Consider the following 26,517-nt stretch of genomic DNA (forward strand, 5'->3'; position numbering starts at 1 on the left):
CCCAGCCAGTGGCTGGGGTCTGCATGCAGCGACGATACGATGGACTATTACCGAGAAGTCCGAAGTTTCTATCCCAGCCAGTGGCTGGGGTCTGCATGCAGTCTTCAAGACCGAACTGGCCGGTGAGGCTGGAGTTTCTATCCCAGCCAGTGGCTGGGGTCTGCATGCAGATGGCATCCCGCCCGTCACGTCGGAGTACGTCTTGTTTCTATCCCAGCCAGTGGCTGGGGTCTGCATGCAGATGATCAAGTCAAATTTCACTTGATCACCCTCGAGTTTCTATCCCAGCCAGTGGCTGGGGTCTGCATGCAGATCGTCTTCCCATTCAACGACAACAATGGCAAGTTTCTATCCCAGCCAGTGGCTGGGGTCTGCATGCAGACCCACTCTTGTAACACGCAGAGACCGTTCGGCAAGAGGACTTCTTTTCCAAGGCAGACTTCTGGATGCGATAAAGATATGGCATTCTTGCGTACCCTGGCAATTTCGTCTGCATTTATCGCATCAACATCATGGACTTGGGAGAAATCCAAGGCAAATGGTCAACAGACACCGGTCGCCGGGGCCCCGCGCGACGCTCATTCCGGATGCTTCCCTTTTCGCGCAGCTGTGCCGCCGGGCGGTGTTGCTGGAGGCGTGGGAGAAGGTGTGGCGCAATCAGGGCGCGGCGGGTGGCGACGGGGTGACCGTCGAGCAGTTTCAGCGCGCGGCGGCGATGCAGGTGGGGCGGCTTTCCACGGCGCTGGCCGAAGGGCACTACCGGCCCTCGCCCCTGCGGCATGTGGATATTCCCAAGCCGTCCGGCGGGACACGCCGACTGTCCATCCCCGCCGTCGGCGACCGGGTGGTGCAGACGGCGGCGGCCATGCTGCTGTCGCCCTATCTGGAGGCGGAATTCGAGGAGACGAGCTATGCCTACCGCCCCGGCCGCTCGGTGGCGCAGGCGGTGGCGCGCATCCAGGCCCTGCAGCGCGATGGCTTGCGCTTCGTGGTCGATGCCGACATCAAGGGCTATTTCGACGCGATCCCCCATGACGGCCTGCTAGAGCGACTTTCGGAAAGCCTGGAAGACGGGCCGCTGACGCAGCTGATCTGCCTGTGGCTGTCCCATGCGGCGCCGGCCGGGCGCGGTCTGGCACAGGGCTCGCCGCTCTCGCCGCTGCTTGCCAATCTCTATCTCGACCGGCTGGACGAGGCCTTCGCCGCGCGGGGCGCGCGCATCGTGCGGTTTGCCGATGACTTCGTGGTGCTGACCGAAACGGCCCGCACGGCCGAGGCGGCGATGGCGCAGGTGGAGCGGCTTCTGGCCGAAGCCGGGCTGGTGCTCAACCGCGACAAGACGACGGTGACGACTTTCGAGCAGGGGTTTCGCTTTCTCGGCCACCTCTTCATCCGCTCCATGGCGCTCAAGGCCGCGCCGGAAGAGGTGGATCGTCACGATATCGACCGGCTGGTAGCGGAGGTGGCGCGTCTCGATGCCGCGACGGTGGAGGCCAAGGAGGACGATGCCGCCGCCAAGGCGGCTCAGGAAGCGGCAGGTCATGCCGCAGGGCTGAAAACGCTGTACATGACGGAACCGGGCCGGCGGCTCTCCCTGCGCAACCAGGCCTTCAGCATCGAGGAACTGCAAAGCCCGGCCGATCCCCTGACCGGCGTGGCCGAGCGCTGGCGCGAGATTGCCGCCATCCCGCACCGCAAGGTCGATCGCATCGACCTCGGGCCGGAGGCGCTCGCGACGCCTGCGGCGCTGGACCATGCGCTGGCAACAGGCACGCTCGTCTGCTTCACCGACGGGCACGGCACGACGCGGGGAACGCTTTCGCCCGCGCTGGCGCCGCGGGCCCGGCGTCACCTTGCCCAGGCGGCCACCGTGCTCGATGCCGGGCGGCGGCTGGCGCTGGCGCGGATCATAGTGGAGGGGCGGCTGCGCAACCAGCGGGCGCTGCTGCGCAAGCTGTGCCGCGAGCGCGATGCGGCCCCGCCCGCCGTCACAAAGGCCATTGCCGAACTGACGCGCCTCATCGGCCGCGGCGACACAAGCCGTATCCGGCATGCGGCCGGCATTGCCGAGGCGCTCGGCTATGAGGGCGCCGGCAGCGCGGTCTACTGGAAGGCGGTCTCGGCGCTGTCCGCCGCCGATTTCCGCTTCCAGCGACGGCAGAGGAAGGACCATCCCGATGGCGCCAACATCGCGATCAACATGCTCGCCTTCCTGCTGCATCGCGACGTGATGGCCGCGGTCACGGCTGCCGGACTGCATCCCGGCTTCGGCGCCCTGCACGGGGTGGACGACCGGCATGACGGCTGCGTCTACGACCTGATGGAGGAGTTCCGTGCCCATCTAGTGGAAGGCCTGTTCGTCTATGTCACCAACCGCCGCATCCTGCGCGCCGAGATGTTCGACACCGACGGCGGGGCGACCCGCATGCTGCCGGCCGGAACACAGGCGCTGATCCGGGCCTACGAGACACGCATCGGCGCCACCGTTTCCTGGCCGCCCAAGGCGCCGCGCCAAAACCTGCGGCGGCTTCTTGTCTCCCAGGCTCAGGCGCTTGCCCGCCACCATGAAAGCGGCGAATCCTATCGCCCCTTCGAGATCGACTACTGAAACACGGCAGGCCCCTCGACGCGAAGGGGTCGGCCGCAACCGGGGACGCAGATCCGCATGGCCGAAACCGAACACGCCATCGTGCTATGCTACGACATTTCCCGCGCTGCCACGCGACGGCGCGTCGCAGCGTTCCTGGAAGACAGGCTGGTGCGCGTGCAGCAATCGGTGTTCGAAGGGCGCATGACGCCGACCGCCGCCCGAACGCTCTTTGCCGCCACCGTCACCCGCCTCGACCCCGGCGACGGCCTGCGCCTCTATGTGCTCGACCGCGACGGGCTTTCAAAATCACTGGCCCATGGCGGCGCGCCGCTGCCGGAAGAGAGCAGTTTCTATCTGTTCTGAGCGTGTCCGGAGGGCGGTCGGCAGCGATGCTGTACGCCTTCAAGTATCCGCATGGGTTTCCTATCCCAGCCGATGGCTGGAGCCTTTCTGCACCCGTAGCCCAAGGCGGCCAGGCTGCTGACGCGGTTTCTATCCCAGCCGATGGCTGGAGCCTTTCGGCACCTGGCCCGCAAGGCTCACAAGACTTCGTTCTTCCAGGTTTCTATCCCAGCCGATGGCTGGGGCCTTTCGGCACTTGAAAAACAAGAACTGGCAGGCCCTGCAGAAAGGTTTCTATCCCAGCCGATGGCTGGGGCCTTTCGGCACCGGCAACGCAATCAACGAGAATCTCGTTTTCGCGTTTCTATCCCAGCCGACGGCTGGGGCCTTTCGGCACCGCGCTGACATGACGGCCCAGGCCATCGACGACGGTTTCTATCCCAGCCGACAGCTGGGGCCTTTCGGCACATTGTGTCCGAACAGTTCTGAAACAAAACCCCAGTTTCTATCCCAGCCGACGGCTGGGGCCTTTCGGCACAGTTGGGCTATGTGACGGTTCTCGGCTCCAGGTTTCTATCCCAGCCGATGGCTGGGGCCTTTCGGCACATGCGGCAATCGAAAACCATTCAGCGTAGCGTGTTTCTATCCCAGCCGATGGCTGGGGCCTTTCGGCACGCATCATCGCAGCGGCCGCTACTCTCGGTTAGTTTCTATCCCAGCCGACGGCTGGGGCCTTTCGGCACAGGAAGAAGTTCCCCCAAAGGTGTGGAGCAGGAAGTTTCTATCCCAGCCGCCGGCTGGGGCCTTTCGGCCCATCACCGCCGCCAGCATTCTCATCGGCGACACCTAGTTTCTATCCCAGCCGCCGGCTGGGGCCTTTCGGCCCATCACCGCCGCCAGCATTCTCATCGGCGACACCTAGTTTCTATCCCAGCCGCCGGCTGGGGCCTTTCGGCCCATCACCGCCGCCAGCATTCTCATCGGCGACACCTAGTTTCTATCCCAGCCGCCGGCTGGGGCCTTTCGGCCCATCACCGCCGCCAGCATTCTCATCGGCGGCACCTAGTTTCTATCCCAGCCGACGGCTGGGGCCTTTCGGCACCGCACTTCTCGTTTATGGCCTTGGCCATATTGGTTTCTATCCCAGCCGACGGCTGGGGCCTTTCGGCACCCTCCCTCGTCCGCGTCGTAGATGGCGAGAAGTTTCTATCCCAGCCGACGGCTGGGGTCTTTCGGCACGTGGGCGGATTTCCCCAGGCGCTGGCGTTTGGTTTCTATCCCAGCCGACGGCTGGGGTCTTTCGGCACAGCCCCTCTTACAACATTCTGACGAGCGAATGCAAATGGAATGTCTTTCCAATGCAAGGCTCTGCGCCTGCTTTGCCGACAGACAAAAAAGGGAAAGAACATGCATCATTCCACCAATATTTCATATTTTTCAGAGTTTTATGAATTATCCAAGGCAAAACGTCTTTCAGAAGCCGCATAGTGCTTTGACGGGCGCTTCAGGACTGCCATTCTCGGGCTGGGAAACGGTGGGGTGACGGGGATGACGGGAGCGGCAGAGGCAGAGGCGGGGCATGCGGGGATGCCGGCGCGGCTGGCGGCGGCCTTTGGCGAGGCCGAGGTCACGCTGTGGCTGCCGGGTCTTGCAGGCCTTGCCAACGCCATCAGTCTTGGCCCCAAGCTGCGCGGCAGCCTTGGCGAGGTGCTGCTGCAGAGCGCTTCGCCTGCGGTCCGGGCCAGGCAACCCTGCCCCTGGCCGCGACACTCGACGGCCGATCTGTTTTTCGGCCCCGGGACACAGGTGACGCTCGCCGGCGAGACCCAGTCGATCGCCCGCCCCTTCGTTCTTTTCGGCCGGGCGGAGCGCAGCGGCGCGCTTTCCATCACGCTACGCGTTTTCGGCAGCGCCTGCGAGCGGGCCGAGGCGGTGTTCGACGCGCTGATATCAGCGATCGGCAAGGTGGACTGGTCATCTCTTTCCCGCGACATCGCCCTCGGTCTCCCGAGCCCGGTAACGATCGAAAAGGTGTCGGCGCGCCGCAACGATGCCCCCTTCGACCTTCGCCGCACGTCATCCGCGGCTGACATGATCTTCGTCTCCCCCATCGATGCCGACCGGGGAGACCCGACGCGCGATCCCGGACTTTTGCTCGCCCGCCTCTGCCGGCGTCTTGCTCTCCTCTCGCCATGGTTCGGACTTGCGCCCGATGCCTGCTACGCCGCGTGTCTGCACGAGGCCGAAGCTGCCAATATCACGCTTGTGGAAATCAGCAGTGTCGAAACGGCGCCAGTCGGCGGCCATCATTTCGCCAATCGCCTTGCCCCACCCATGCACCTGCGCCTGACAGGTTTGTCGCCCGCCATGCGCCTCGCGCTGATGATCGGCGAACGTGTCCATATCGGCAGGGGTGCCAGCATCGGCCTTGGACGATACCGCCTGCACTGGCGTGACGCCGCGACTGAGACCGAGGCGGCGGTCTGACATCAAACTTCGACTGCGCCCGCGGGAACGAACGCTCCTGTCGCCAATCGCTGCCTTTTGCGGCCGAGCACATACCCAGCCACGTATGTTCGATTGCGGCTTAGGCGTTGTGGCGCAACCGTGTGCAGTCCCGGAATGAGCAGCCGCTGAACTGTTCCGGCAGCGCACGACACACTCCGTCTAAATCATTGAAAAATAACAATTTACAGGAAGTGGCTGGGGCGCCAGGATTCGAACCTGGGAATGGCGGTACCAAAAACCGCTGCCTTACCGCTTGGCGACGCCCCAACTGATTTCGCGCAGGCCGGCGCCTTTCGGCGGCGGGTGCGGGTGGACGGTTCGGTTGTCCGGCGCGGGTGTGATTAGCAAAGGTGGCGAGGGGCGGCAATCGGTTTTGGTGGAAAAAACCGGATTGCGGGCGGGTGTTTGCGATGCCCGCGCAGGATCTCCTCGGAACAATCGGCAGGTGACGGGGGTTGAGGGGGCGGACCGGTCTCTTCGGGAGACCCCGCCTCCTCATCCGCACAGCCCGCACAGGCGGGCCAACATCAAAGGACAGACCGATGACGTCGATTTCTTCCGCACGCATTCTGATTCTCGCCACCGATGGCTATGAGCGCTCGGAGCTGCGCGTGCCGCTGGAGCAACTGAAGGGCAAGGGCGCCACGGTGTCCATCGCTTCGCTCAAGATGGAGCCGATCAAGAGCTGGGACGACAAGAACTGGGGCGACACGGTGGATGTGGACCTGACCGTCGGCGAGGTGGATGTTGCCGATTATGACGCGCTGGTGCTGCCGGGCGGCCAGATCAATCCGGATATCCTGCGCAAGGAAAAGGCCGCGGTGGATGTGGTGCGCAACTTCCTTTCGGCCGGCAAGGTCGTCGCCGCCATCTGCCACGGCCCCTGGCTGCTGGTGGAAGCCGACGCGCTGAAGGGCCGCAAGGCCACCTCCTTTGCCTCCATCAAGACCGACCTCAAGAATGCCGGTGCAGACTGGCGCGACGAAGAGGTGGTGACCGACAAGGGCATCATCACCTCGCGCTCGCCGGAGGACCTGAACGCCTTCGTGGCGAAGATCGTCGAAGAGGTCGAAGAAGGCCGTCACGATCGACAGGCTGCCTGAGGCTTCGGCCATCCGATCACAGGCATGATCGAAAGACCGTCCCGCGTGCAGGCGGGGCGGTCTTGTCATGGGCGGCTTGCTGTATGCCTGCTCTCGCTGGCGCGCCATTCCGGCCTGCCGGGCCGGGCTCGCCATCACCTGTGGCCTGCGGCTGCATCGGCCTTTTGCCTTCGGCGACAAGGCTTGCTAGGTGTGGCCCATGAAGTTCACCAAGCTGCGCCTCCTCGGCTTCAAATCCTTCGTCGAGCCCGCCGAATTCATCATCGAGCGGGGCCTGACCGGCGTTGTCGGACCGAATGGCTGCGGCAAGTCGAACCTGGTGGAAGCCCTGCGCTGGGTGATGGGGGAAAACTCCTACAAGAACATGCGCGCGTCGGGCATGGACGACGTGATCTTCTCCGGCTCCGGCAATCGGCCGGCCCGCAACACGGCCGAAGTCGGCCTTTTCCTCGACAATTCCGATCGCACCGCGCCTGCTGCCTTCAACGATGCCGACGAGATCCAGGTGACGCGCCGCATCGAGCGCGAGCAGGGCTCGGTCTACCGCATCAATGGCAAGGAAGCCCGCGCCAAGGATGTGCAGCTGCTGTTTGCCGACGCTTCCACCGGCGCGCGGTCGCCCTCCATGGTGGGACAGGGGCGCATCGGCGAGCTGATCGCCGCCAAGCCCCAGGCCCGCCGGCAGTTGCTGGAAGAGGCCGCCGGCATTTCCGGCCTGCACTCGCGCCGTCACGAGGCGGAGCTGCGCCTGCGCGGTGCCGAGACCAATCTGGAGCGGCTGGAGGATGTGACCAGCCAGCTCGAAAGCCAGATCGAGAGCCTGAAGCGACAGTCGCGCCAGGCCAATCGCTTCAAGGCGCTGTCGGCCGATATCCGCCGCAACGAGGCGATCCTGCTGCATATCCGCTGGATGCAGGCGAAGGAGGCCGAAGCCGAGGCCGACAGCCAGTTGAACCAGATCACCTCGCTGACCGCCGAAAAGGCGCAGGCCCAGATGCATGCTGCCAAGAACCAGGCGGTGGCGGCCCTGCGCCTGCCGGAGCTGCGCGAGGAGGAGGCGAAGGCCGCCGCCGCGCTGCAACGCCTGCAGATTGCCGGCCGGCAACTGGAGGAGGATGCCGGACGCATCCTGAAGCGCCGCGACGAGTTGCAGCGTCGCCTTGCCCAGCTTGGCGAAGACATCCGTCGCGAGGAGCGCTTTGCCGCCGACAATATCGGCAGTCTCGAGCGGCTGGAGCGGGAGGAGACCGAGCTTGCCGATCTTCTCGCAGATGCCGGCGGTGCCGCCATCGAGGCGCAGGAGCGGCTGGGCGCGGCGAGCGAGACGCTGATCGACAGCGAACGCCGCCTCGCCACCGCCACCGCCGCGCGCGCCGAGGCGCAGGCCCTGCGCAACCAGATGGAGCGGCGCATGCGCGACCTCTCCGACCGCCGCGCCCGGCTCGATCGCCAGCTTGCCACCGAGCGCGCGGAGCTCGAGGCGCTGGACGAGAAGCGCGCCGATATGCCTGATCCCGAGGAGCGCCGCGAGGCTGTCGAGGCGGCCGAGGGCGCCATCGAGACCGCGGAGGAAACCCTTGCCGCCATCGAGGACGCGCTTTCGGCCGCGAGGGCTGAAGAGGCCGCCGCCCGCCCGCCGGTCGATCGCGTCCGCGCCGAGATGAATGCGCTGGAGACCGAGGCGCGCACCATCAGCCGCATGCTGGAGGCCGTCTCCGGCAGCGGCTCCGCCACGCCGGTGGTCGATGCGATCGTCGTCGATCGCGGCCTTGAAACAGCCTTGGGTGCGGCGCTCGGCGATGGTCTGGAAGCGCCGCTGGATGAAGCGGCCCCGGCCCACTGGCGCATGCCGGGCGATGCCGCAGCCGATGCCCCGCTGCCTGACGGCGTCACGCCGCTTGCCGCCCATGTGCGCGGCCCTGCCGAGCTTGCCCGCGTGCTGGCCCAGATCGGCGTCGTCGCGGATGAGGCCGAGGCCGCCCGCCTTCAGCCAGCACTTGCCGCCGGACAGGTGCTCGTTACCCGCCGGGGCGCCGTCTTCCGCTGGGATGGCCATGTGGCCGGCGCGGATGCGCCGAGCGCGGCGGCGCTTCGCCTCGGCCAGAAGAACCGCCTGAAGGAACTGGAAGCGGAGATCGAGGAAGCCCGCGCCCGCGTCGAGACGGGGGAGCGCGCGCTGGCGGAGGCCGGCGCGCGGGTGCGCCGCGAGGACGAGCGCCTGCGCGCCTGCCGCGACGAGATGCGCCTGTTGCAGCGCCGGTTGACGGACGCGCGCGAGGCCCTGGCCGCCGCCGAGCGCGCCGCGGGCGACCTGATGCGCCGCCATGCGGTCGCGGCCGAAGCCCTGTCACGCACCGAGACGCAGGCCGAGGAGCTGGCGGCCGAGGCCGAAGACGCCGCCGCCGCGCTTGCTGATGCGCCCGATCTCTCCGACCTCGACATGCAGCTTCGCGTGCTCACCGCCGAGGTTGCCACCGACCGTGCGGCGGTCGCCGAGGCGCGCGCCGCCTACGACGGTCTGGCGCGCGAAAACGAGGCCCGCCGCCGCCGCATCGCCGCCATCGCCATCGAGCGCGAGACCTGGAAGGCCCGCGCGGCCAGTGCGGCCGAGCAGGTGGAGACGCTGCGCGCGCGCGAGGCAGAGGCGCGCGAGGAGCTGGAAGAGCTTCTGGACGCCCCGGACGCCTTCGAGGAGCAGCGCCATGCCCTGATGGCGGAACTGTCGAAGGCCGAAGCCGCCCGCCGTCAGGCCGCAGACCGGCTGGCCGAGGCCGAGACCGGCGTGCGCGAGGCCGATCGTCTCGCAACGCTGGCGCTGTCGGAACTGGCCGAGGTGCGCGAGCGCCGCGGCCGCGCCGAGGAGCGCCTGCTGTCAAACCGGGAAAAGCGCATCGAGGCCGAGGCGCGTATCCGCGACACCGTGCAATGCGCGCCCCACGAGATCATCCGTCTCACGGGCCTGACACCGGAGGCGCCGCTGCCGGACCTCAGAAACATCGAGCGCGAGGTGGACCGCCTGAAGATGGAGCGCGAGCGCCTGGGCCCCGTCAACCTGCGCGCCGAAGAGGAGCAGAAGGAACTCTCGGACCGGCTGGCCGCGCTCAACACCGAGCGCGAAGACATCATCGAGGCGATCCGCAAGCTGCGCGCGGCCATCCAGAACCTGAACCGCGAGGGACGAGAGCGCCTGCTCGCCGCCTTCGATGTGGTGAATGCGCAGTTCCAGCGCCTTTTCACCCATCTCTTCAATGGCGGCACGGCGGAGCTTCAACTGATCGAGAGCGAGGACCCGCTGGAAGCCGGCCTCGAAATCCTGGCGCGGCCGCCGGGCAAGAAGCCGCAGACCATGACGCTTCTGTCGGGCGGCGAACAGGCGCTGACCGCCATGGCGCTGATCTTCGCCGTCTTCCTCACCAATCCCGCGCCGATCTGCGTGCTGGACGAGGTGGACGCGCCGCTGGACGACCACAATGTGGAGCGCTACTGCAACCTGATGGACGAAATGGCGGCCTCCACAGAGACCCGCTTCGTCATCATCACCCACAACCCCATCACCATGGCCCGCATGAACCGTCTCTACGGCGTCACCATGGCCGAACAGGGCGTCAGCCAGCTCGTCAGCGTCGATCTCCAGACGGCGGAGCGCCTGCGCGAGGTGGTGTGAGGGGGCGGTTGCCCATACTCAACGTCAAAGGCTTCTAAAAAAGAAATGTCGCGGTGCGGGAACTTCTGCCGCGCTGCCGCATTGTTTCGGGCACCTGCTGCCCGGCACGCCGGGTGGCGGAAAGGAAGAACCCAAGGACCCGTTTCATGAACAAGAATGCCCTCTACCTCATTATCGGCGCCCTGATCGTCGTCGTCGCCGGCTTCTCCTATTATGCCTATGAGAAGGAAAAGCAGCCCGATGGCGTCGAGATCAAGATCGGCCAAGACGGGGTGTCCGTGCAGGGCAACTGACCGGCGTAATCGACCCGGACGAGCGGCCTTCCGCAGCGCCAGCCTCCCTCGCCGTAGCCTGAAAGGGCTGCGGCGTTTTGTTGTTTTGCCCATTCACCCCGCATTCATCCGCCGCCACCTAAGGTCACTGCTGCATTGCAACGTAAACTGTCCGAGAAATGACGCAATGCAGCAAGAAATTCGCGTGCAAGGATTTTCTTCCGTGGGGGGATGCTGTAATTCTGCCCGCGGGAGACATGCTTCCGGGTGGAGAGTGAAGCAATGGAGAAGTGGGTTTACACCTTTGGCGACGGGAAAGCCGAGGGGAACCAGCATGATGTGGCGCGGCTGGGAGGCAAGGGCGCCAATCTTGCGGAAATGTCGATGCTCGGCCTGCCGGTGCCGCCGGGGCTGACCATCATCACGGATGCCTGTGCCGCCTATTTCGCCGCCGGACGGACGCTGACCGAGGGCCTGAAGGACCAGGTGCGCGACGGACTGCGCGCCATGGAGGAGATCACCGGCCGGCGCTTCGGCGACGCGCGCAAGCCCCTTCTGCTTTCCGTGCGCTCCGGCGCCCGCGCTTCCATGCCCGGCATGATGGACACGGTCCTCAATCTCGGCCTCAACGATCTCTCCGTGCAGGGCCTCGGCCAGGATGCCGGCGACGCGCGCTTTGCCTGGGACAGCTATCGCCGCTTCATCCAGATGTATGCCGACGTCGTCATGGGCCTCGATCACGAGGTCTTCGAGGAGCTGCTGGAGGACGAGAAGGGCCGCCTCGGCTACGAGCACGATACCGAGCTTTCCGCCGCCCAATGGCAGCACATGGTCGAGCGCTACAAGGCCACCATCGAAGAGGAACTCGGCCAGCCCTTCCCGCAGGATCCCGAAACGCAGCTCTGGGGCGCGATCGGCGCCGTCTTTGCGAGCTGGACGAATGCGCGCGCCGTCACCTATCGCCAGTTGCACCGTATTCCCGCCGACTGGGGCACGGCCGTCAATGTGCAGGCCATGGTGTTCGGCAATCTCGGCAATTCCTCTGCCACCGGCGTTGCCTTCACCCGCAATCCCTCGACCGGCGCCAACGAGCTTTACGGCGAGTTTCTCGTCAATGCCCAGGGGGAGGATGTCGTGGCCGGCATCCGAACGCCGCAGGACATTACCGAGGCCGCCCGTATCGCGTCGGGCTCCGACAAGCCGTCGCTCGAAAAGCTGATGCCTGAGGCCTTTGCGGAGTTTCGCGATATCTGCGCGCGCCTCGAGCGGCATTACCGCGACATGCAGGACATGGAGTTTACCATCGAGCGCGGCAAGCTCTGGATGCTCCAGACACGCTCGGGCAAGCGCACCGCGCGCGCGGCCATGCGGATTGCCGTCGACATGGCCGAAAGCGGGCTGATCACCTGCGAGGAGGCCGTGACACGGATCGATCCGTCTGCGCTCGACCAGCTCCTGCATCCGACCATCGATCCGCGCGCCCGGCGCGACATCATCGGCTCCGGCCTGCCCGCCTCGCCCGGCGCGGCGACCGGCGAGATCGTCTTTACCTCCGACGAGGCGGTGATCGCCAAAAAGGAGGGCCGCAAGGTCATCCTCGTGCGCGTGGAGACGAGCCCGGAAGACATTCACGGCATGCATGCCGCCGAAGGCATCCTCACCTCGCGCGGCGGCATGACCAGCCACGCGGCGGTGGTCGCCCGCGGCATGGGCATCCCTTGCGTCTCCGGCGCGGGCAATCTGCGCGTCGACCTGCGCAATGAAAAGCTGATCGGCGCGGGCGTCGTCCTGTCGAAGGGCGAGACCATCACCATCGACGGCTCTTCCGGCCAGGTACTGAAGGGCGAGATCCCGATGCAGCAGCCGGAGCTTTCGGGCGATTTCGGCAAGATCATGGAATGGGCGGATGCTAATCGCCGCATGACGGTGCGCACCAATTGCGAGACGCCGAACGATGCGCGTGCGGCCCGCTCCTTCGGCGCCGAAGGCATTGGCCTGTGCCGCACCGAGCACATGTTCTTCGAGGGCGACCGGATCAACGTCATGCGCGAGATGATTCTGGCCGCCGACGAGGCGGGCCGGCGCGCCGCGCTCGACAAGCTGCTGCCCATGCAGCGCTCGGATTTCCTCGAACTCTTCACGATCATGCACGGCCTGCCGGTAACGATCCGCCTGCTCGATCCACCGCTGCACGAATTCCTGCCGAAGACGGATGCGGAGATCGAGGATGTGTCCGCGCGGCTTGGCCTGTCCGCCAGCGACCTGCGTCAGCGGGTGGATGCGCTGCACGAGTTCAACCCCATGCTCGGCCATCGCGGCTGCCGCCTCGCCATCTCGCATCCGGAGATCGTCGAGATGCAGGCCCGCGCCATCTTCGAGGCTGCCGTCGAGGCGGCCCGCAAGACGGGTGCGGCCGTGGTGCCGGAGATCATGGTGCCGCTTGTCGGGCTGCGTGCAGAGCTGGATTACGTGAAGTCGCGCATCGCGGAGGTCGCCGAAAAGGTCATCGGCGAAAGCGGCATTGCGATCGACTACCTCGTGGGAACGATGATCGAACTGCCGCGCGCCGCGCTGCGCGCCCATTCCATCGCCGAGGTCGCCGATTTCTTCTCATTCGGCACGAACGACCTGACCCAGACGGTCTTTGGCATTTCGCGCGACGATGCCCCGCAGTTTCTCGCGACCTACATCGCCAAGGGCATCATCAAGAACGACCCCTTCGTCTCCATCGATTTCGACGGTGTGGGCGAGATGATCAAGATCGCCGCCGAGCGCGGCCGTCGCACCAAGGGCGACCTGAAGCTCGGCATCTGCGGCGAACATGGCGGCGACCCGACCTCCATCCGCTTCTGCGAGGAAACGGGGCTCGACTACGTCTCCTGCTCGCCCTTCCGCGTGCCGATTGCCCGCCTCGCTGCGGCGCAGGCCGCCATCAACGGCCGGCAGAAGGACGCGGATTAAGCGACTGTCCGGAAAGCCACAGGTCTTCCGGCCTAATGGCCGGGAGGCCCTTGGCTGGCTTTGTCAGATGCGACCGATGACATCGAGAAACGCATCCGCAAAGCGCGCCAGCCCGGCCGTTTCCGGCCCCGGCGACTGCGTGCGGATGGTCAGCCCGTCGGTCTCCAGGCAGGCAAAGACCGTCTCGGCCTCGCCGGTGCCGGCAAGCCTGACGACCGCGATCCGCTCGCAATCGGGCAGCAGTCCCGAGGCCGGGAGGTCGAAGAGAAAGGCACTGCCGATCGGCACCGCCTTGCGCACATGCTGCACGAAGGCCTCGGCTCCGCCGCCGTGGAACCCGTCCAGCGCCAGTTCGAAGGCGATGTGGTCCATCTTCAGCTGCGGTTCCGCCGCCACGGGCATGCGGACAGGCTGGGCTGCGGCACGCTGCGGCGTCAGAAGCCCGACGGCCGGCGTTACGGCACTGGCAGCGGGGGTCGATGCGCTTGATGCGGAGGCGGTGGTGGCCATCTGGTGCTCCATCACGGACGGTCACGCGTCCCGCCGCCTTCGCCGCGCGCCCGCCATGACCCTGTTGTTCCCCCGACAACTGAACGATCGTTAACGAGCATGGCGTTTTTGCGGCGTCGCCCCTGAGGGCCCGCCATGGCGCAAGACCTTGTACGGACTGCTTGCCCGGACACCGTGAGTTTCCCGGTTGCCGATTCGGTTTGCGCTTCGATCAAAGAGATTCATCTCGGCGCTGCAAGCTCTTCTGTTTGAAGCATAATCTCGTCGCCCCGCGTTTCACGCCCATCGGGCCATGTTGCAGCGCGCGGTCTGATCAAACAGATTCAGCGCAGCGCTCCAAGCTCTTCTGTTTGAAGCATAATCTTGCCGATCCCGTTTCACTCCGGCCGGTTTATGCTTTAGGGTCAAAACCCAATCAGGATAGGTGACGCGCCCCCCGATGATGATCCGTTACGAACGCCCCGTCTCGCATGCCGCCCGGCTGTCGCTCCGGCTGGCGCAACTGGCGGCGGTCCTCTTCCTGATGTCGCTTGCCGCCCATCGCTTCGGGCCGTTGGCGACACCGCATTTCGTGGCGCTGGCACTTTTGTCGGGCCTGCTGTCGCTGGTTGCCGTCGTGCTGGCCATGGCCGGACTGGTCAGCCTCTGGCGCGTCGCTGCGGTCGGCGGGCTCGCCTCGATGGGGGCGATCGTCTTTGCTGCCATACCGCTTGGCGCCATCGGCCTGGCGCTGTCGCTCTATTTCACGCAGCCGGCGCTGCATGACGTCACCACCGACACCCTTGATCCGCCGGCCTTCATCGTGGCACCGCAGGCCGACCAGCTCTGGCTGAGCCGTCCGCAGAGCGTCAGCCCGCTCGACCGCGAGGCCCAGATCGCGGCCTACCCTGCCCTGACCGGCAGGCGCTATGACGGGGCGCTGGACCGTGTGCTGGAAGGCGTGAAAACGGTTGCGACAGCCGAGGGCCTGACACTGACGGCCGATCGCGGCCTCGAAGCGCTGGAGCCCGACACGCCGCCGCTATCGGACGATGACAGCGCCGCCGATCCCGCGAAAAATCCGGCCGATGCCGTGCCGGACGACATCCCCGTGCCGATCGCCCGGCCCGAGCCCGCCGCGCCGATCGATCTGGCGGCCGCCGCGCTCGCCGGCCGTCCCGGCGATATCCTGTTGCAGGGCACGTGGAAGACTCCGATTGCCGGATTCCGCTTCGATGTCGCGATCCGCCTGCGCGAGGAGGCGGAGACAACCTTCGTGGACCTGCGTATTCAGTCGCGCTATGGCAGCCACGATCTCGGGCTCGGCGCCGACTATGCCGATCGCTTCCTGCGGGCGCTGGACGCCGAGCTTCTGGGGATTGCCGGTAGCTAGGGTGCTTGCGGTGAAAACCCGTTCACCGGAAATTCTCCGAGTATTTGCAGGCAAGCGCCCTTTCAGGCGGGTGGCGCGAATTGCGCCGTGATCCAGTCCGCAAAGGCAACGGCTGCCGGCGACAGTTCGTCGAAGCGCCGCGCCACCAGAAAATACCGCCCGCCCGGCACGCTGGTCGAAAAGGGACTGGCGACCTTGCCCTCGCCGATGGCATCGCCGGCCAGCAGCCGGTCTGCGAGCGCGATGCCCTGGCCAAGCCCCGCCGCCTGCAATGCCAGGGAGGAATCCGCATAGACGGGCCCACGGGAAAGCGGCGCGGTTACCGCCTCCCCCGCGTCGTGCTCATCGACGGCCGCAAACCAGCGCGACCAGTCGGTACGGTTGTCGGCATGCAGCAGCGTCTGGCGTGACAGGGCCAGCGGCGTGGCGCAGTCGGCCAGCAGGCAATGGGGTACCAGAGGCGTCAGCGCCTCGCGGTGCAGCAGCCTCGTCTCCGTCCCCGGCCACTCGGTCCGCCTTTCGCTAAAGCGAACGGCAAGCTCCGGCTCGCCGCGCCGGAAGGTTACGAGGCGCGGATCTGCATCGATCATGACCTCGATGCCGGGATGCCGCTCGCAGAAGGCAGCGAGATGCGGCACCAGCCAGCAGGCGGCAAAGGTGGGATCCGCACTGACGGACAGCACGACCGGACCGCCCATCAGCGCTTCCAGCGCGTCATCCATGGCATGGAAAGCAGGCCCGACCACGGCCATCAGTCGCGCGCCTGCATCGGTCAGGGCGATGGCGCGATGTCCGCGCTCGAACAGCGGCTGCCCCACCAGCATTTCCAGTTCGCGCACCTGCCGGCTGATGGCCGCCTGCGAGACGAAGAGATCCTCGGCGGCAAGCGTGAAGGAAAGCCGCCGTGCGGCCGCCTCGAAACTTCTGAGCGCGGTCAGCGGCAGTCGTCCGCGTTTCATCGTTCGGATAACCTCAAGTCATGGGAGGGCAACGATAAGCTCGTTTGTATTGGATGCGCAAGCCGTGTCTGATGGGGCCATCGAGACGCCGCCGACGCCGCCCCCTGCGCCGGTCATCAGGCTCCACGGCCCCATGGCCACAGCCCTTGCGGAGAAACCCATGCCCAGCCTTGCGAGCGTCCTCATGGACGTCATGCGCCTGCTTGTCTTTGCGCCGCGCCCGACCGCCTTTCCTGACGGCCACCTGCGTGAAACTCCCGAGGCGGGGTGCCGGCGCATCGCGGTCGAACAGGATGCGGATCAGCCGATGGCGTATCGGCCAGACAGTGCCGGCGGCCCTTCCGTGACCACCGCGCCGCGCGATACCAGATCTTCCAGATGGGCCAGCACGGAAAGGGCTGCCGCCCCATGCAGGCGCGGATCGGTGGAGGCATAGATCACCTTCACCATGTCGGCGATGGTCTCGTCACCGGCCCGCACGCGCTCCAGCACCGCGCGCTCGCGCATGCGCCGGTGCGCCCGCAACCCGCGCAGGAAGGGGGCCGGCTGCGTTACCGGGCCGCCATGGCCGGGCAGCAGCAGCCTGTCGTCGCGCGCCAGCATCTTTTCGAGCGAGGCCATATAGTCGGCCATGGCGCCATCCGGCGGCGCGACGATGGTCGTTGCCCAGGCCATGATGTGGTCTGCCGAGAAGACGATGCCCGTCTCCACCGCACCCTCGGAAAGGGCGAAGGAGAGATGGTTGGCCGTATGCCCCGGTGTTGCGAGCGCCGTGAGCGCCCAGCCCTCGCCCGCCACCGTCTCGCCATCCGCAAGGGCAAGGTCCGGAACGAAATCCATGTCCGAACTTTCGGCAAAGGGATTGACCTCACCGGCAAAGAGCGGCCGGGCGGGACGATGCGGGCCCTCCGCCACGATCACCCCGCCCGTGACGGCCTGCAGCCGGCGGGCCAATGGCGCATGATCGCGATGGGTGTGGGAGACCGCGATGTGCGTTACCTCGCGCCCGGAAAGCGCCGTGAGCAGCGCCTGGAAATGGGCCTCGTCCTCCGGACCGGGATCGATGACGGCGACGGAACAGTCGCCGACGATATAGGTGTTGGTGCCGTGAAAGGTGAAGGGACCGGCATTGCCGGCCGTGACGCGCTCGACACCCGGGGCGACGGGAACGGCTTCGCCATGGCGCGGCTCGAAGCTAAGGTCGAAACTGGCCGTCTCTTCGCTCACTTGGTCTCGATCTCGATGAAGCTCATGAAGGCCGTTCCGCCATTGACGACATTGTGTTCGACGCCGGCCTCGCGGCGGTAGACCTCGCCTGCCCTGACCTTTACCTCGCGGGTGCCGTCCTTGTCCTCAATGAGGAAATGACAATCCGTCATGGGAACGACGATATAGCCGAGACCATGCACATGGTGCCCCGTATCGGCACCGGGAACGAAATCCCATCGCGTGACCCGCGTCACGGCATCGTCAAGCAGGATGGTCGGCACGGCTGGCGGACGGGCCCGGAAGGTGGACATGGCACGGATCCTCTCTGGTCGCTTGCCGACATATCCCGCGCCCGCGGCGGGGCGTAAAGCAAAAACATGCGAGCATGGAAAGCGGGCGGATGCCGGTGGACACGCCGGAGCCACGCGGCCTGCCCTGTCGGCTGATTCCCGACAGGCAATCGCCGTTTCGGCAGGCCAACCGCGAGGAGGACGCACGGGCGACGGCCGGCAGCACACAGTGAGCCGGCCGTGCGGGGGTTGGCTTACAGCAGCGCGTCGAAGATGCCGGACATGGCCTCGACGGACATTTCGCCGGAATATTTCTTGCCGTTGATGAAGAAGGTCGGCGTGGCGTTGACGCCGAAATCCTTGTTGCCGCGCTGCATGACGGCGTTGACGTCGTCGAGCAGCTTCTGGTTCGTCAGGCAGGCCTCGAAGGTCTGCTGGCTGAAGCCGGCAAGCTTCGACATCTGCAGCAGCGCTTCGCGGCCGTTTTCAGCCGTTGCCCACTGTTCCTGCTGCTTGAAGAGCATGGAAACCATCGGGAAATACTGGCCTTCCGGGGCGCAGCGCGCCAGCATGAAGGCGGCAGCCGCGCGCGGATCGAAGGGGAATTCGCGGATCACGAACCGCACCTTGCCCGTATCGATGTACTTTTCCTTGATCGGCTCGAACGTATTGTTGTGGAAGCGGGCGCAATGCGGGCAGGTCATCGACATGTATTCGACGACGGTGATTGGCGCATCCGCCTTGCCGATCGATTCTTCCGGCAGGGCGCCGGGCTCCAGCAGCTTGGCCATGTCCACGTCGCCTTCCGGCTGCGGCACGGCTTCGGGCGTCGCCGCCGTCTGCACCGGATCGATATCGGCGCCATCGATGCCCGTCTTGCCGCCGGAGGCATCGGCGGCATCCTTCTTTTCACTGCAGGCCGCCAGCGCGCCACCGGCGGCGACAAGAGCAATCCCACCCAGAAGGCGGCGTTTGGTCAGAAGAAGATCGGACATGGAGCGGTGTTCCTGCAAGGGTCATTGTAAGGGTCTTCTTGCGATAATACGGCATTGTTTCACCAGCAAGGCACCCCCCGGGGAAAAAGTTCAAAGAAATGTGACCTTGTGAGGGCGGAGATCAATGCTCGTCCACGCTATCACGCAGGGATCGCAGCGCGGGCGGCAGATCCTCAGTAAAGCCCAGTCGATGAAAATGCTTTCGGTTGAGGGTCACAACTGTCAGGCCATGGGCGCGTGCAGTCGCCGCAATAATAATATCGGGAAGTCCGGGATGAACGCCTTCGGCTTTTGCCGCCTCGCTCATCGCGCCCGCAAGGCGGGCGACCGTGGCATTCATCGGCAGGACGCGTTCGCGATAGCCTTCGTCAACGGCTTCCAGCCAGTCGAGCAATGCCTGATACCGGACAACGGCGCCGCGACGGGCCAGCGAGCGTAGCCCCTGCTCGATTTCAAGAAAGGTCATGGCCGAGAGAAAGAGACGCCCGGCATTTGCCTCGTCTGTAAACCATTTACGGGCGGGAGCGGAAATCGCTGGCTTATCCGGCGCAAGGCACGACAGAACGTTGGTATCCAGCAGAAAGCCGTTCAAAAATCGATATCCCGGATGGGGGTCTGATCGCGCTCGAACTCGATGCCGCCGGGGAAGGCCAGCAGCAAATCGGCAAAGCTCTTCCTCGGCCTTGCCATGGCACGCTTCGCCTCTTCCGCAGCCTGGACGCTCACGAGAACGGCGGCCGGCATTCCGTCACGGGTAATGGTCACGAACTCGCCTGCCGCAGCCTCATCGACCAATTCGGAGAAGCTGGCCTTGGCCGCTTTCAAGCTGACATTTGCCATCGCTGCAACCTCGCTGCCTGTCTCTGCGAAATATCGGACGCCGTACCGGATTTGGCAAGTTGAACCGCCCTTGCCCCCTCACCGTCCCCGCTTCTGCATCACTCCCGTGCCGAGCCGTGTCAGTGCCGCCTTCAGGGCCTCGTTTTCGATGCCGTCGGTCATGTCCTTCAGGCGCGCTGCCTTTTCGCCGGTCAGCGGGCGGATGCGCGGGCGGCGGGTGGCGGTGGAGACGGGTTTCTGGACGATGCGCAGGCGGGAGATGGCGGGGAAGCCGAAGAAGCCGTTGATGCGCTGGATAAGTTCGCCCTGGCGGTGGGTGAGGAAAAGCGCACGGGCGCCCTCGCAGGCGACCGTCAGCACGCCCGGCTCATAGCCGCCATCCGGCTCGCCCTCGGAGATGCGGCGCGGCCAGGCGATCTTTTCCGGCCGCGTGCAATCGGCAAAACTTTCGCCGGCAATCTCGTCCCAGACGCCGATGAGTTCCGTGGAAATGCCGGCACGGCGGGCGAGCACGGGATCGACCAGGCGATTGGCGATCTCGCTGATCTGCGCCGCGCCCCGCGGGGTCCAGCCGCGTCCCTTGGTCCTTGTTTCACTCACGCGTGTCGTTTCCGTGTTTTCAATGCTGGCGGGGATTATAGCGCAGTTTGGGGCGGGGTGTGGGGGATTTGTGCGGGACGGCAGAGATCGCGGCATACCCCCCTCTGCCCTGCCGGGCATCTCCCCCGCAAGGGGGGAGATTGGCTGGGGGCGCCGCTCACCGGAACTCGGAAGGCGGAGAAAACCGCTTGCCTTGAGCACGCGTAAGGGGCGAGACATGGCCACACCCGATCTCCCCCCTTGCGGGGGAGATGCCCGGCAGGGCAGAGGGGGGTACGCCGCCGCCCGGCAACATCAGCATCACAGGTTCCCATGCCCCCATCCCCCGCCATCGCGACCGCCCTTCTCGCCTGGTACGACCGCCACCACCGCAGCCTGCCCTGGCGGGTCTCGCCGGCCGAGCAGGCGGCGGGCGTCAGGGCCGATCCCTACCGCGTCTGGTTGTCGGAGGTGATGCTGCAGCAGACGACGGTGCAGGCGGTGAAGCCCTATTTCGACGCCTTTCTGACGCGCTGGCCGCGCGTGGAGGATCTGGCGGCGGCGGAGACGGAGAGCGTGATGAAGGCCTGGGCGGGGCTCGGCTATTACGCGCGCGCCCGCAACCTGAAGAAATGCGCCGAGGTGGTGGCCGCAGACCATGGCGGGCGGTTTCCCGATACGGTGGAGGGGCTGAAGGCGCTGCCGGGGATCGGCGACTATACGGCCGCCGCCATCGCGGCCATTGCCTTCAACCGGCAGGCAGCGGTGCTGGATGGCAATGTCGAGCGCGTCATTTCGCGCCTGCGCCTGATCGATCAACCGCTGCCGGGCGCCAAGACCGTGATGCGGGCGGCCGTCGCCGAGATCACGCCGGCCGACCGGCCCGGCGATTTCGCGCAGGCCATGATGGATTTGGGCGCCACGATCTGCACGCCGAAGCGGCCGGCCTGCGCGCTCTGTCCGCTCTCCGACGCCTGCCTCGCACGTGCCGGGGACGATCCGGAACGCTTTCCCGTCAAGGCGCGCAAGAGCGCCAAGCCGGTGCGCATCGGGGCCGCCTTCGTGGCGGTGGACGGGGACGGCGCCGTGCTCTTGCGCAAGCGGCCGGACCGCGGGCTTCTGGGCGGCATGACGGAAGTGCCCGGCACGGACTGGCGCGTCGTGGAGGCGGAGGCGCCGGACGATGGCGCGCGGGACGATGTCCTCGTTGATGCCCCCTTCCCTGCGGCCCCATTCCCCGCAGATTGGGAGCCGGCCGGCGGCATCGTGCATGTCTTCACCCATTTCGAGCTTCGGCTCTCCGTCTACCGGGTGCGGATCGATGTGCATCCGGCAGGGGTGGAGGGCTGGTGGGAGCCCGTGGAAAACCTTTCCGGCGAGGCGCTGCCGACTGTCATGAAGAAGGCAATTGCCGCGGCTATACCGACCGCCTTTCCGCCCCGGCGGGGCCGGTGATATCTGAAGGCACACGCGGCGGAGGCGATTCGCCACGCCTGCCGGCACCGGCGACGCCACAACTTTCCCGACGCACCGCAGACGGTTCGTCTTCTGAAGAAAGGACTGCCCATGGCTGAGGCCGAGATCCGCCACATCGTTTTCGACATCGGCAAGGTGCTGATCCATTATGATCCGAACCTGCCCTTCTCGCGCATCATTCCCGATCCGGAGGAGCGCGCATGGTTCTTCGCCCATGTCTGCACCCATGACTGGAACATCGAGCAGGACCGCGGCCGGACCTGGGAGGAAGCCGAGGCGCTGCTGATCGCCGACCATCCGGAGCGGGCGGAACAGATCCGCGCCTTCCGCCGCCACTGGCACGAAATGGTGCCGCATGCCTATGAGGAGAGCGTCGCGCTGATGCTCGGCTTCATCGCGGAAGGCCGCGACGTGACGATGCTGACCAACTTCGCCTCCGACACGTTCCGCCAGGCGCAGGAGATCTTCCCCTTCCTTAAAGTCCCGCGCGGCGTCACCGTCTCCGGCGACATCGGCCTCATCAAGCCGCAGCGCGAGATCTACGAGACCCATGTCAAAAGCTTCGGCCTCGACCCCGCCCACACGCTCTTCATCGACGATGCGCCGGCCAATGTGGAAGGCGCGAAAGCCGCCGGCTGGCATGCCGTCCTCTTCACCGACCCGGCCGCGCTGCGCGTCGATCTCGCCACCTACGGCCTTCTGAAGGCAGAGGAGATGCCGCAGGCATGACCGACACCCGCGTCTTTTCCTTCGATCCCAAGGCGGCGCTGATCGCCTATCACGCCGCCGTGGAGGCCCAGGATTTTGCGACCACTGCGGCGATGTTCCATCCTGACATCGCCTATGAATCGCCGGGCGTGGGAACGGTGACGGGACGAGACGCGGTCATCGACAGTTTCCGCGCCTATTTCGCCGAACATCCCGACCAGACGGCCGTGGACGACAGGGTGGAGCGCGTCGCCCCCCTCGCCGCCCACGCCGACTGGCGGCTGACGGCGACGAAACGCTCGACGGGCGAACGCATCGAGCGGGCGGGCGAAGAGGCGGTGTTTTTTGATGAGGATGGGTTGATCGTCAGGGTGATCGTGGCGGACCGGTAGGGACGCCTCGACGCTCTCGGGCCTTCGGCTCGAATTCCTCAACCCTCTTTTTTCACGTGCGGAATGGATCCTCGGGTCAAGCCCGAGGATGACGGCAGGTGGATAAACCTCTCGCCTATCGGCGACATCCGACCATCGCCGACAGTCGCGATGAGAGTGGCGACGGACCCGTGATCTCCGTCATCCTCGGCCCCCGAGCCGAGGATCCATGGCGACGGGTGCGGAGGGGCATGTTGTGCCGAGTTCGTTTCCTTGTCGCGACAGTAAAAATTTGCCCGCCGTCCTGGACTCAATCCGGGATCCAGCCAGACCAAGTCTTCGGTCTGAAAGAACTTTCCCGCCGCGCAGACGCGCGGCTGCTGGATGCCGGATCGAGGACCGGCATGACGGAGAGGGGAGCATATCGCGTCAAGGCATTCCGCCCCGTCTATGATGGACGCCGAGCGGTACGTTTCGCTCCCGCTCCCTCTCACTGCAGCAAAACTTAAAAAGCGCCCGGAGATCGCTCTCCGGGCGCTTTCGGCCGTTCCGGGACTGAAGGTACGAAAACCGGTTCGGCCGTCGGGCCTGAGCGGGGAACTGGTTGATCAGTTCAGTTTCGCCAGGCCGTTTCGAATGACCGTCCGGAGATCGTCGATCGGCCGCAGGGATTGGCCGTCGTCGTAGTGCCAGAAAGTCCATCCATTGCAGGCATCAAGGCCCTGGACGCGCGCGCCAAGGCGATGAATCGATCCGGCCTCGCCGCCCGAGGCCAGCGTGCCGTCGGCGCGGACAATCGCGCTGTAGCGGCGGCGCGCATCCGTCAATACGGTGCCGGGGCGGATGAGGCCGCTCTCGACCAGCGTGTTGAAGGCGACGCGGGGTTCGGCCTTCTTGCCGGTCATCACGGAAAGGGTCGCCTTGCCGAGCGGCTCGACGGCTTCGATGCGGGCAGAGGCCGCATCGATATAGCTCTGCTCGCGCTCGATGCCGACGAAGTGGCGGCCGAGGCGCTTGGCGACGGCACCCGTGGTGCCGGAGCCGAAGAAGGGATCGAGCACGATGTCGCCCGGCTTCGTCGAGGCCATCAGGATGCGGGCGAGCAGGGCTTCCGGCTTCTGGGTCGGATGCACCTTGTCGCCGTTTTCGTCCTTCAGGCGCTCGCCGCCCGAGCAGATCGGGAAGAGCCAGTCGGAGCGCATCTGCACGTCGTCGTTCGCCGCCTTCATGGCATCGTAGTTGAAGGTATAGCCCTTGCCCTTGGCGCTGGGGCTCGCCCAGATCAGGGTCTCATGGGCGTTCTGGAACCGGCGGCCCTTGAAGTTCGGCATGGGGTTGGTCTTGCGCCAGATGATGTCGTTGAGGATCCAGAAGTTGAGATCCTGGAGCGTGGCGCCGACGCGGAAGATGTTGTGGTAGGAGCCGATGACCCAGAGGGTGCCGGTCGGCTTCAGCACGCGGCGCACGGCCAGCAGCCAGGCGCGGGTGAAGGCATCATAGGCCTCGAAGGAGGAGAACTGGTCCCATTCGTCATCGACGGCATCGACCAGCGACTGGTCGGGACGGGTGAGCGCGCCGCCGAGCTGGAGGTTGTACGGCGGATCGGCGAAGACGACGTCGACCGACTTGTCGGGGAGCGCTTCAAGCGCTGCGACGCAGTCGCCCTTGATGATCGTGTCGATCCAGCCGACACGGCCCGGAGCGCGGGAGACGTCGGCAAGCGAAACCACAGGTGCCATCACAAACTCGCTTTTACACTGAACTCAGGAAACAGGGACGCAGAACTTCTTTGATGTCTTATGGTTACCGAGGATGGTTACCAAAGGCTGAAGGCGGCACGGTTTTTTTGATCAGGGCGCATTTTGACGGGCGCGGCATGGTTAAGATCGGGACGCGGCTCTCCCGTCAGGCGCGGCAGGTGAGCAGCACGCCTTCGAAGCCGGAGGCGGCGATGCCGTCGCAGAGCGGCGCCCATTCGCAATCGGCGCAGGCGCGACGGATCGTGCCGGCGGCAAAGGCATCGCGCAGGCGCGCCAGACGGTCGGCGTCAAGACGGAAGCGCGCGCCTGGGGCGATCTCAAGATCCAGCAGCGCCGTGACGCTCTCGGCTGCCTCCCGGTCGCGATCCATCACGCTCGCGTTGTGACAGTGTTCCCCGGCGGCATGGCAGATCGGCGCGCAGATATCATCGGGACCGGCGACGATCGCGATCTCGGCACCGGCCCCGAGCCGGGCCACGATGCGGCGATACTCGGCGACGAAGGCGGGGCTGTAGCCCTCGCCGATGAAGGTCAGCATGCAGAGCAGATGGTGGGGGCGCAGGCGCACGGTGCCTTCCGGGACTTCGGGGCATGCGGTGGCTGCGGGGGCGGATGGAGCGGTCATGGCGCCTTCATAGCCGAGCCGCGCCCGGGCGCAAACGGGGTCTCAAACGGGGTCTTGGCGCAACGGCGGCTTCAGGCGGATTCTTCCCCCTCGCCCCGCCCGGCATCGTATCGCTTCACCATCGCCCGGCGGGCAAGCCGGCGCCAGGTGCGCTCCACGGTCACGCGTGCCCATTCGGGATCGACAGTTTGAGGGCGGGCGAGCACCAGCGGCGACGGGCGGTGGTGCGGCGTGGTGAAGAAGGTCTCCGGCTCCGCCTCGATCAGCAGGTCGCGTTCGTCGAAGGAAACCTTGAAGACCGGGCAGTCGTGACCGACATTCCAGAAGCAGATGGCCTTGTCGCCCACCTTGAAGCAGGGATTGCCGAAGGCGGATGTCTCCACCGTCTCGGGCAGAACGAGGATCATGGCGCGCAGGTCATCGAGCGTGAGCATGGCGGTCCTTTCGCCCCGATCCTGACAGAAAGATGCGTGATGGTCATCCCCGCCCTCTCCTGGCGGGCTCGGTTGTCCTTGGCGCCCGCATCGTATAAACGGCGCGCATCTTCCGAACGTGTCTATCTCCCGACTTCAAGGAACGCTTCATGGCCGGTTTCGACCTCATCATCTTCGATTGCGACGGGGTGCTCGTCGATTCCGAAATCATCTGCTCGCGCGTCGAATCCGAGCTTCTGACGGAGGCCGGCTACCCCATCAGCGCGGAGGAACATTCCGAACGCTTTGCCGGCATGACCTGGCGGAACACGCTGCTGACCGTCGAGAAGGAAGCCGACATCCCCTTCTCCGCCTCGCTGATCGACAAGGTGGAGAAAATCCTCGATGCGCGGCTGCCGAAGGAGATCGAGGCGATCGAGGGCGTGCAGGCCGTGCTGGAAAAGCTGACGCTTCCCTTCTGCGTGTGCTCCAACTCCACCAGCCACCGGCTCGACATGATGCTCTCGGCCGTGAAGCTGAAGCCGCTCTTCAAGGGGCATATCTACTCGGCGCGCGACCTCGGCGAAGACCGCGTGAAGCCGAAGCCGGATATCTTCCTGCACGGCGCCAAGCAGATGGGCGCGAAGCCCGCCCGTGCGCTGGTGGTGGAAGACAGCGTGCACGGCGTGGAAGCGGCGCGGGCCGCCGGCATGCGCGTCGTCGGCTTCACCGGCGGTTCGCACACCTACCCCTCCCATGCCGACAGGCTGACGGATGCGGGCGCAGAGACAGTGATCTCGCGCATGTCGATGCTGCCGGGCGTGATTGCAGCGCTCGCCGAGTGGTCGGAAGACGCGGTGGCGTGAGGATGTGATGGCTCGGCACCTGCCTGGGGCGCCGTTGCAGCCCGGCAGGCAGCGGCCCTGATGGTGCACCCGGGTGCGGCCATTCGGCTCTGGCCATTCCCTGC

23 protein-coding genes, 1 tRNA gene and 1 CRISPR repeat array are annotated in these 26,517 nt (G+C 65.9%); of the genes, 12 read left to right on the top strand and 12 right to left on the bottom strand.

All coding sequences use genetic code 11. From position 1 onward, the window contains the following. Positions 1–381: a CRISPR direct-repeat array (repeat unit 29 nt; unit sequence CCCAGCCAGTGGCTGGGGTCTGCATGCAG). 157 nt (positions 382–538) lie between these two features. From cas1 to ACED18_RS12710, 3 genes are all read left to right on the top strand, one after another. Further along, positions 539–2,608, top strand: a complete 2,070-nt coding sequence (cas1, locus tag ACED18_RS12700; RefSeq protein WP_377292719.1) for a CRISPR-associated endonuclease Cas1 — start codon at positions 539–541, stop codon at positions 2,606–2,608. A 57-nt stretch (positions 2,609–2,665) separates the two neighbouring features. Further along, the gene (gene cas2, locus ACED18_RS12705) at positions 2,666–2,953 is read left to right on the top strand and encodes a CRISPR-associated endonuclease Cas2 (RefSeq protein ID WP_377292721.1); all 288 of its coding nucleotides are present in this window, start codon (positions 2,666–2,668) and stop codon (positions 2,951–2,953) included. 1,527 nt (positions 2,954–4,480) lie between these two features. Then, a complete protein-coding gene (locus tag ACED18_RS12710) occupies positions 4,481–5,419 on the top strand; it encodes a hypothetical protein (RefSeq protein WP_377292723.1) in 939 nt (312 codons plus the stop codon). A gap of 213 nt (positions 5,420–5,632) precedes the next feature. Here ACED18_RS12710 and ACED18_RS12715 read toward each other — a convergent pair. Continuing rightward, positions 5,633–5,707: transfer RNA gene (locus tag ACED18_RS12715), tRNA-Gln, on the bottom strand. Between the two features lie 275 nt (positions 5,708–5,982). Here ACED18_RS12715 and ACED18_RS12720 point away from each other — a divergent pair. The 4 genes from ACED18_RS12720 to ppdK all read left to right on the top strand — a co-directional run bounded on the left by ACED18_RS12720 (position 5,983) and on the right by ppdK (position 13,440). Next, positions 5,983–6,543 (top strand): type 1 glutamine amidotransferase domain-containing protein, encoded by a 561-nt coding sequence (locus ACED18_RS12720; RefSeq protein WP_377292725.1) that lies wholly within the window; start codon positions 5,983–5,985, stop codon positions 6,541–6,543. A gap of 199 nt (positions 6,544–6,742) precedes the next feature. Further along, complete coding sequence (locus tag ACED18_RS12725; protein ID WP_377292727.1) at positions 6,743–10,207, top strand: chromosome segregation SMC family protein; 3,465 nt, start codon at positions 6,743–6,745, stop codon at positions 10,205–10,207. A gap of 146 nt (positions 10,208–10,353) precedes the next feature. Then, the gene (locus tag ACED18_RS12730; protein WP_377292729.1) at positions 10,354–10,500 is read left to right on the top strand and encodes a hypothetical protein; all 147 of its coding nucleotides are present in this window, start codon (positions 10,354–10,356) and stop codon (positions 10,498–10,500) included. Between the two features lie 261 nt (positions 10,501–10,761). Next, entirely contained in the window at positions 10,762–13,440 is a 2,679-nt protein-coding gene (ppdK, locus tag ACED18_RS12735; protein ID WP_377292731.1) for a pyruvate, phosphate dikinase, read from the top strand. A gap of 63 nt (positions 13,441–13,503) precedes the next feature. Here ppdK and ACED18_RS12740 read toward each other — a convergent pair whose 3' ends face one another. Further along, complete coding sequence (locus ACED18_RS12740) at positions 13,504–13,950, bottom strand: hypothetical protein (RefSeq protein WP_377292733.1); 447 nt, start codon at positions 13,948–13,950, stop codon at positions 13,504–13,506. A 439-nt stretch (positions 13,951–14,389) separates the two neighbouring features. Here ACED18_RS12740 and ACED18_RS12745 point away from each other — a divergent pair, with 439 nt between their 5' ends. Then, on the top strand, positions 14,390–15,322 hold the full coding sequence (locus ACED18_RS12745) for a DUF1499 domain-containing protein (protein WP_377292735.1): 933 nt from the start codon (positions 14,390–14,392) through the stop codon (positions 15,320–15,322). A gap of 62 nt (positions 15,323–15,384) precedes the next feature. Here the strand turns inward: ACED18_RS12745 and ACED18_RS12750 are convergent, their stop codons facing one another. From ACED18_RS12750 to ACED18_RS12780, 7 genes are all read right to left on the bottom strand, one after another. Beyond that, complete coding sequence (locus ACED18_RS12750) at positions 15,385–16,281, bottom strand: LysR substrate-binding domain-containing protein (RefSeq protein ID WP_377292737.1); 897 nt, start codon at positions 16,279–16,281, stop codon at positions 15,385–15,387. A gap of 300 nt (positions 16,282–16,581) precedes the next feature. Beyond that, positions 16,582–17,508 carry an MBL fold metallo-hydrolase gene (locus ACED18_RS12755; protein ID WP_377292739.1) on the bottom strand — a complete coding sequence of 309 codons (927 nt, stop codon included), beginning with the start codon at positions 17,506–17,508 and terminating at the stop codon, positions 16,582–16,584. After that, a complete protein-coding gene (locus ACED18_RS12760) occupies positions 17,505–17,801 on the bottom strand; it encodes a cupin (protein ID WP_377292741.1) in 297 nt (98 codons plus the stop codon). The genes ACED18_RS12755 and ACED18_RS12760 overlap by 4 nt, the downstream gene beginning before the upstream one ends. 233 nt (positions 17,802–18,034) lie before the next feature. Further along, on the bottom strand, positions 18,035–18,775 hold the full coding sequence (locus ACED18_RS12765) for a DsbA family protein (protein ID WP_377292743.1): 741 nt from the start codon (positions 18,773–18,775) through the stop codon (positions 18,035–18,037). A gap of 121 nt (positions 18,776–18,896) precedes the next feature. Further along, on the bottom strand, positions 18,897–19,367 hold the full coding sequence (locus ACED18_RS12770; RefSeq protein ID WP_377292745.1) for a type II toxin-antitoxin system VapC family toxin: 471 nt from the start codon (positions 19,365–19,367) through the stop codon (positions 18,897–18,899). Continuing rightward, entirely contained in the window at positions 19,364–19,615 is a 252-nt protein-coding gene (locus ACED18_RS12775) for a type II toxin-antitoxin system Phd/YefM family antitoxin (protein WP_377292747.1), read from the bottom strand. The genes ACED18_RS12770 and ACED18_RS12775 overlap by 4 nt, the downstream gene beginning before the upstream one ends. A 78-nt stretch (positions 19,616–19,693) precedes the next feature. Then, complete coding sequence (locus ACED18_RS12780) at positions 19,694–20,215, bottom strand: DUF721 domain-containing protein (RefSeq protein WP_377292749.1); 522 nt, start codon at positions 20,213–20,215, stop codon at positions 19,694–19,696. Between the two features lie 312 nt (positions 20,216–20,527). Here ACED18_RS12780 and mutY point away from each other — a divergent pair, with 312 nt between their 5' ends. From mutY to ACED18_RS12795, 3 genes are all read left to right on the top strand, one after another. Further along, on the top strand, positions 20,528–21,649 hold the full coding sequence (mutY, locus tag ACED18_RS12785; protein WP_377292751.1) for an A/G-specific adenine glycosylase: 1,122 nt from the start codon (positions 20,528–20,530) through the stop codon (positions 21,647–21,649). Between the two features lie 111 nt (positions 21,650–21,760). After that, a complete protein-coding gene (locus ACED18_RS12790; RefSeq protein ID WP_377292753.1) occupies positions 21,761–22,399 on the top strand; it encodes an HAD family hydrolase in 639 nt (212 codons plus the stop codon). Further along, complete coding sequence (locus ACED18_RS12795; RefSeq protein ID WP_377292755.1) at positions 22,396–22,770, top strand: nuclear transport factor 2 family protein; 375 nt, start codon at positions 22,396–22,398, stop codon at positions 22,768–22,770. Before ACED18_RS12790 ends, ACED18_RS12795 begins: the two co-directional genes overlap by 4 nt. A gap of 587 nt (positions 22,771–23,357) precedes the next feature. Here ACED18_RS12795 and ACED18_RS12800 read toward each other — a convergent pair. The 3 genes from ACED18_RS12800 to ACED18_RS12810 all read right to left on the bottom strand — a co-directional run bounded on the left by ACED18_RS12800 (position 23,358) and on the right by ACED18_RS12810 (position 25,568). Next, a complete protein-coding gene (locus tag ACED18_RS12800; protein ID WP_377292757.1) occupies positions 23,358–24,488 on the bottom strand; it encodes a site-specific DNA-methyltransferase in 1,131 nt (376 codons plus the stop codon). A gap of 166 nt (positions 24,489–24,654) precedes the next feature. Then, the gene (locus ACED18_RS12805; RefSeq protein WP_377292759.1) at positions 24,655–25,134 is read right to left on the bottom strand and encodes a DUF1284 domain-containing protein; all 480 of its coding nucleotides are present in this window, start codon (positions 25,132–25,134) and stop codon (positions 24,655–24,657) included. A gap of 71 nt (positions 25,135–25,205) precedes the next feature. Further along, complete coding sequence (locus ACED18_RS12810) at positions 25,206–25,568, bottom strand: MmcQ/YjbR family DNA-binding protein (protein ID WP_377292761.1); 363 nt, start codon at positions 25,566–25,568, stop codon at positions 25,206–25,208. A 149-nt stretch (positions 25,569–25,717) separates the two neighbouring features. Here ACED18_RS12810 and ACED18_RS12815 point away from each other — a divergent pair, with 149 nt between their 5' ends. Further along, positions 25,718–26,413, top strand: a complete 696-nt coding sequence (locus ACED18_RS12815; RefSeq protein ID WP_377292763.1) for an HAD family hydrolase — start codon at positions 25,718–25,720, stop codon at positions 26,411–26,413. Positions 26,414–26,517 lie beyond the last annotated feature (104 nt).

Origin of the sequence: Rhizobium sp. SG2393 (assembly GCF_042610495.1) — a bacterium.
In the GTDB taxonomy this organism is placed as follows: Bacteria; Pseudomonadota; Alphaproteobacteria; order Rhizobiales; family Rhizobiaceae; genus RU20A.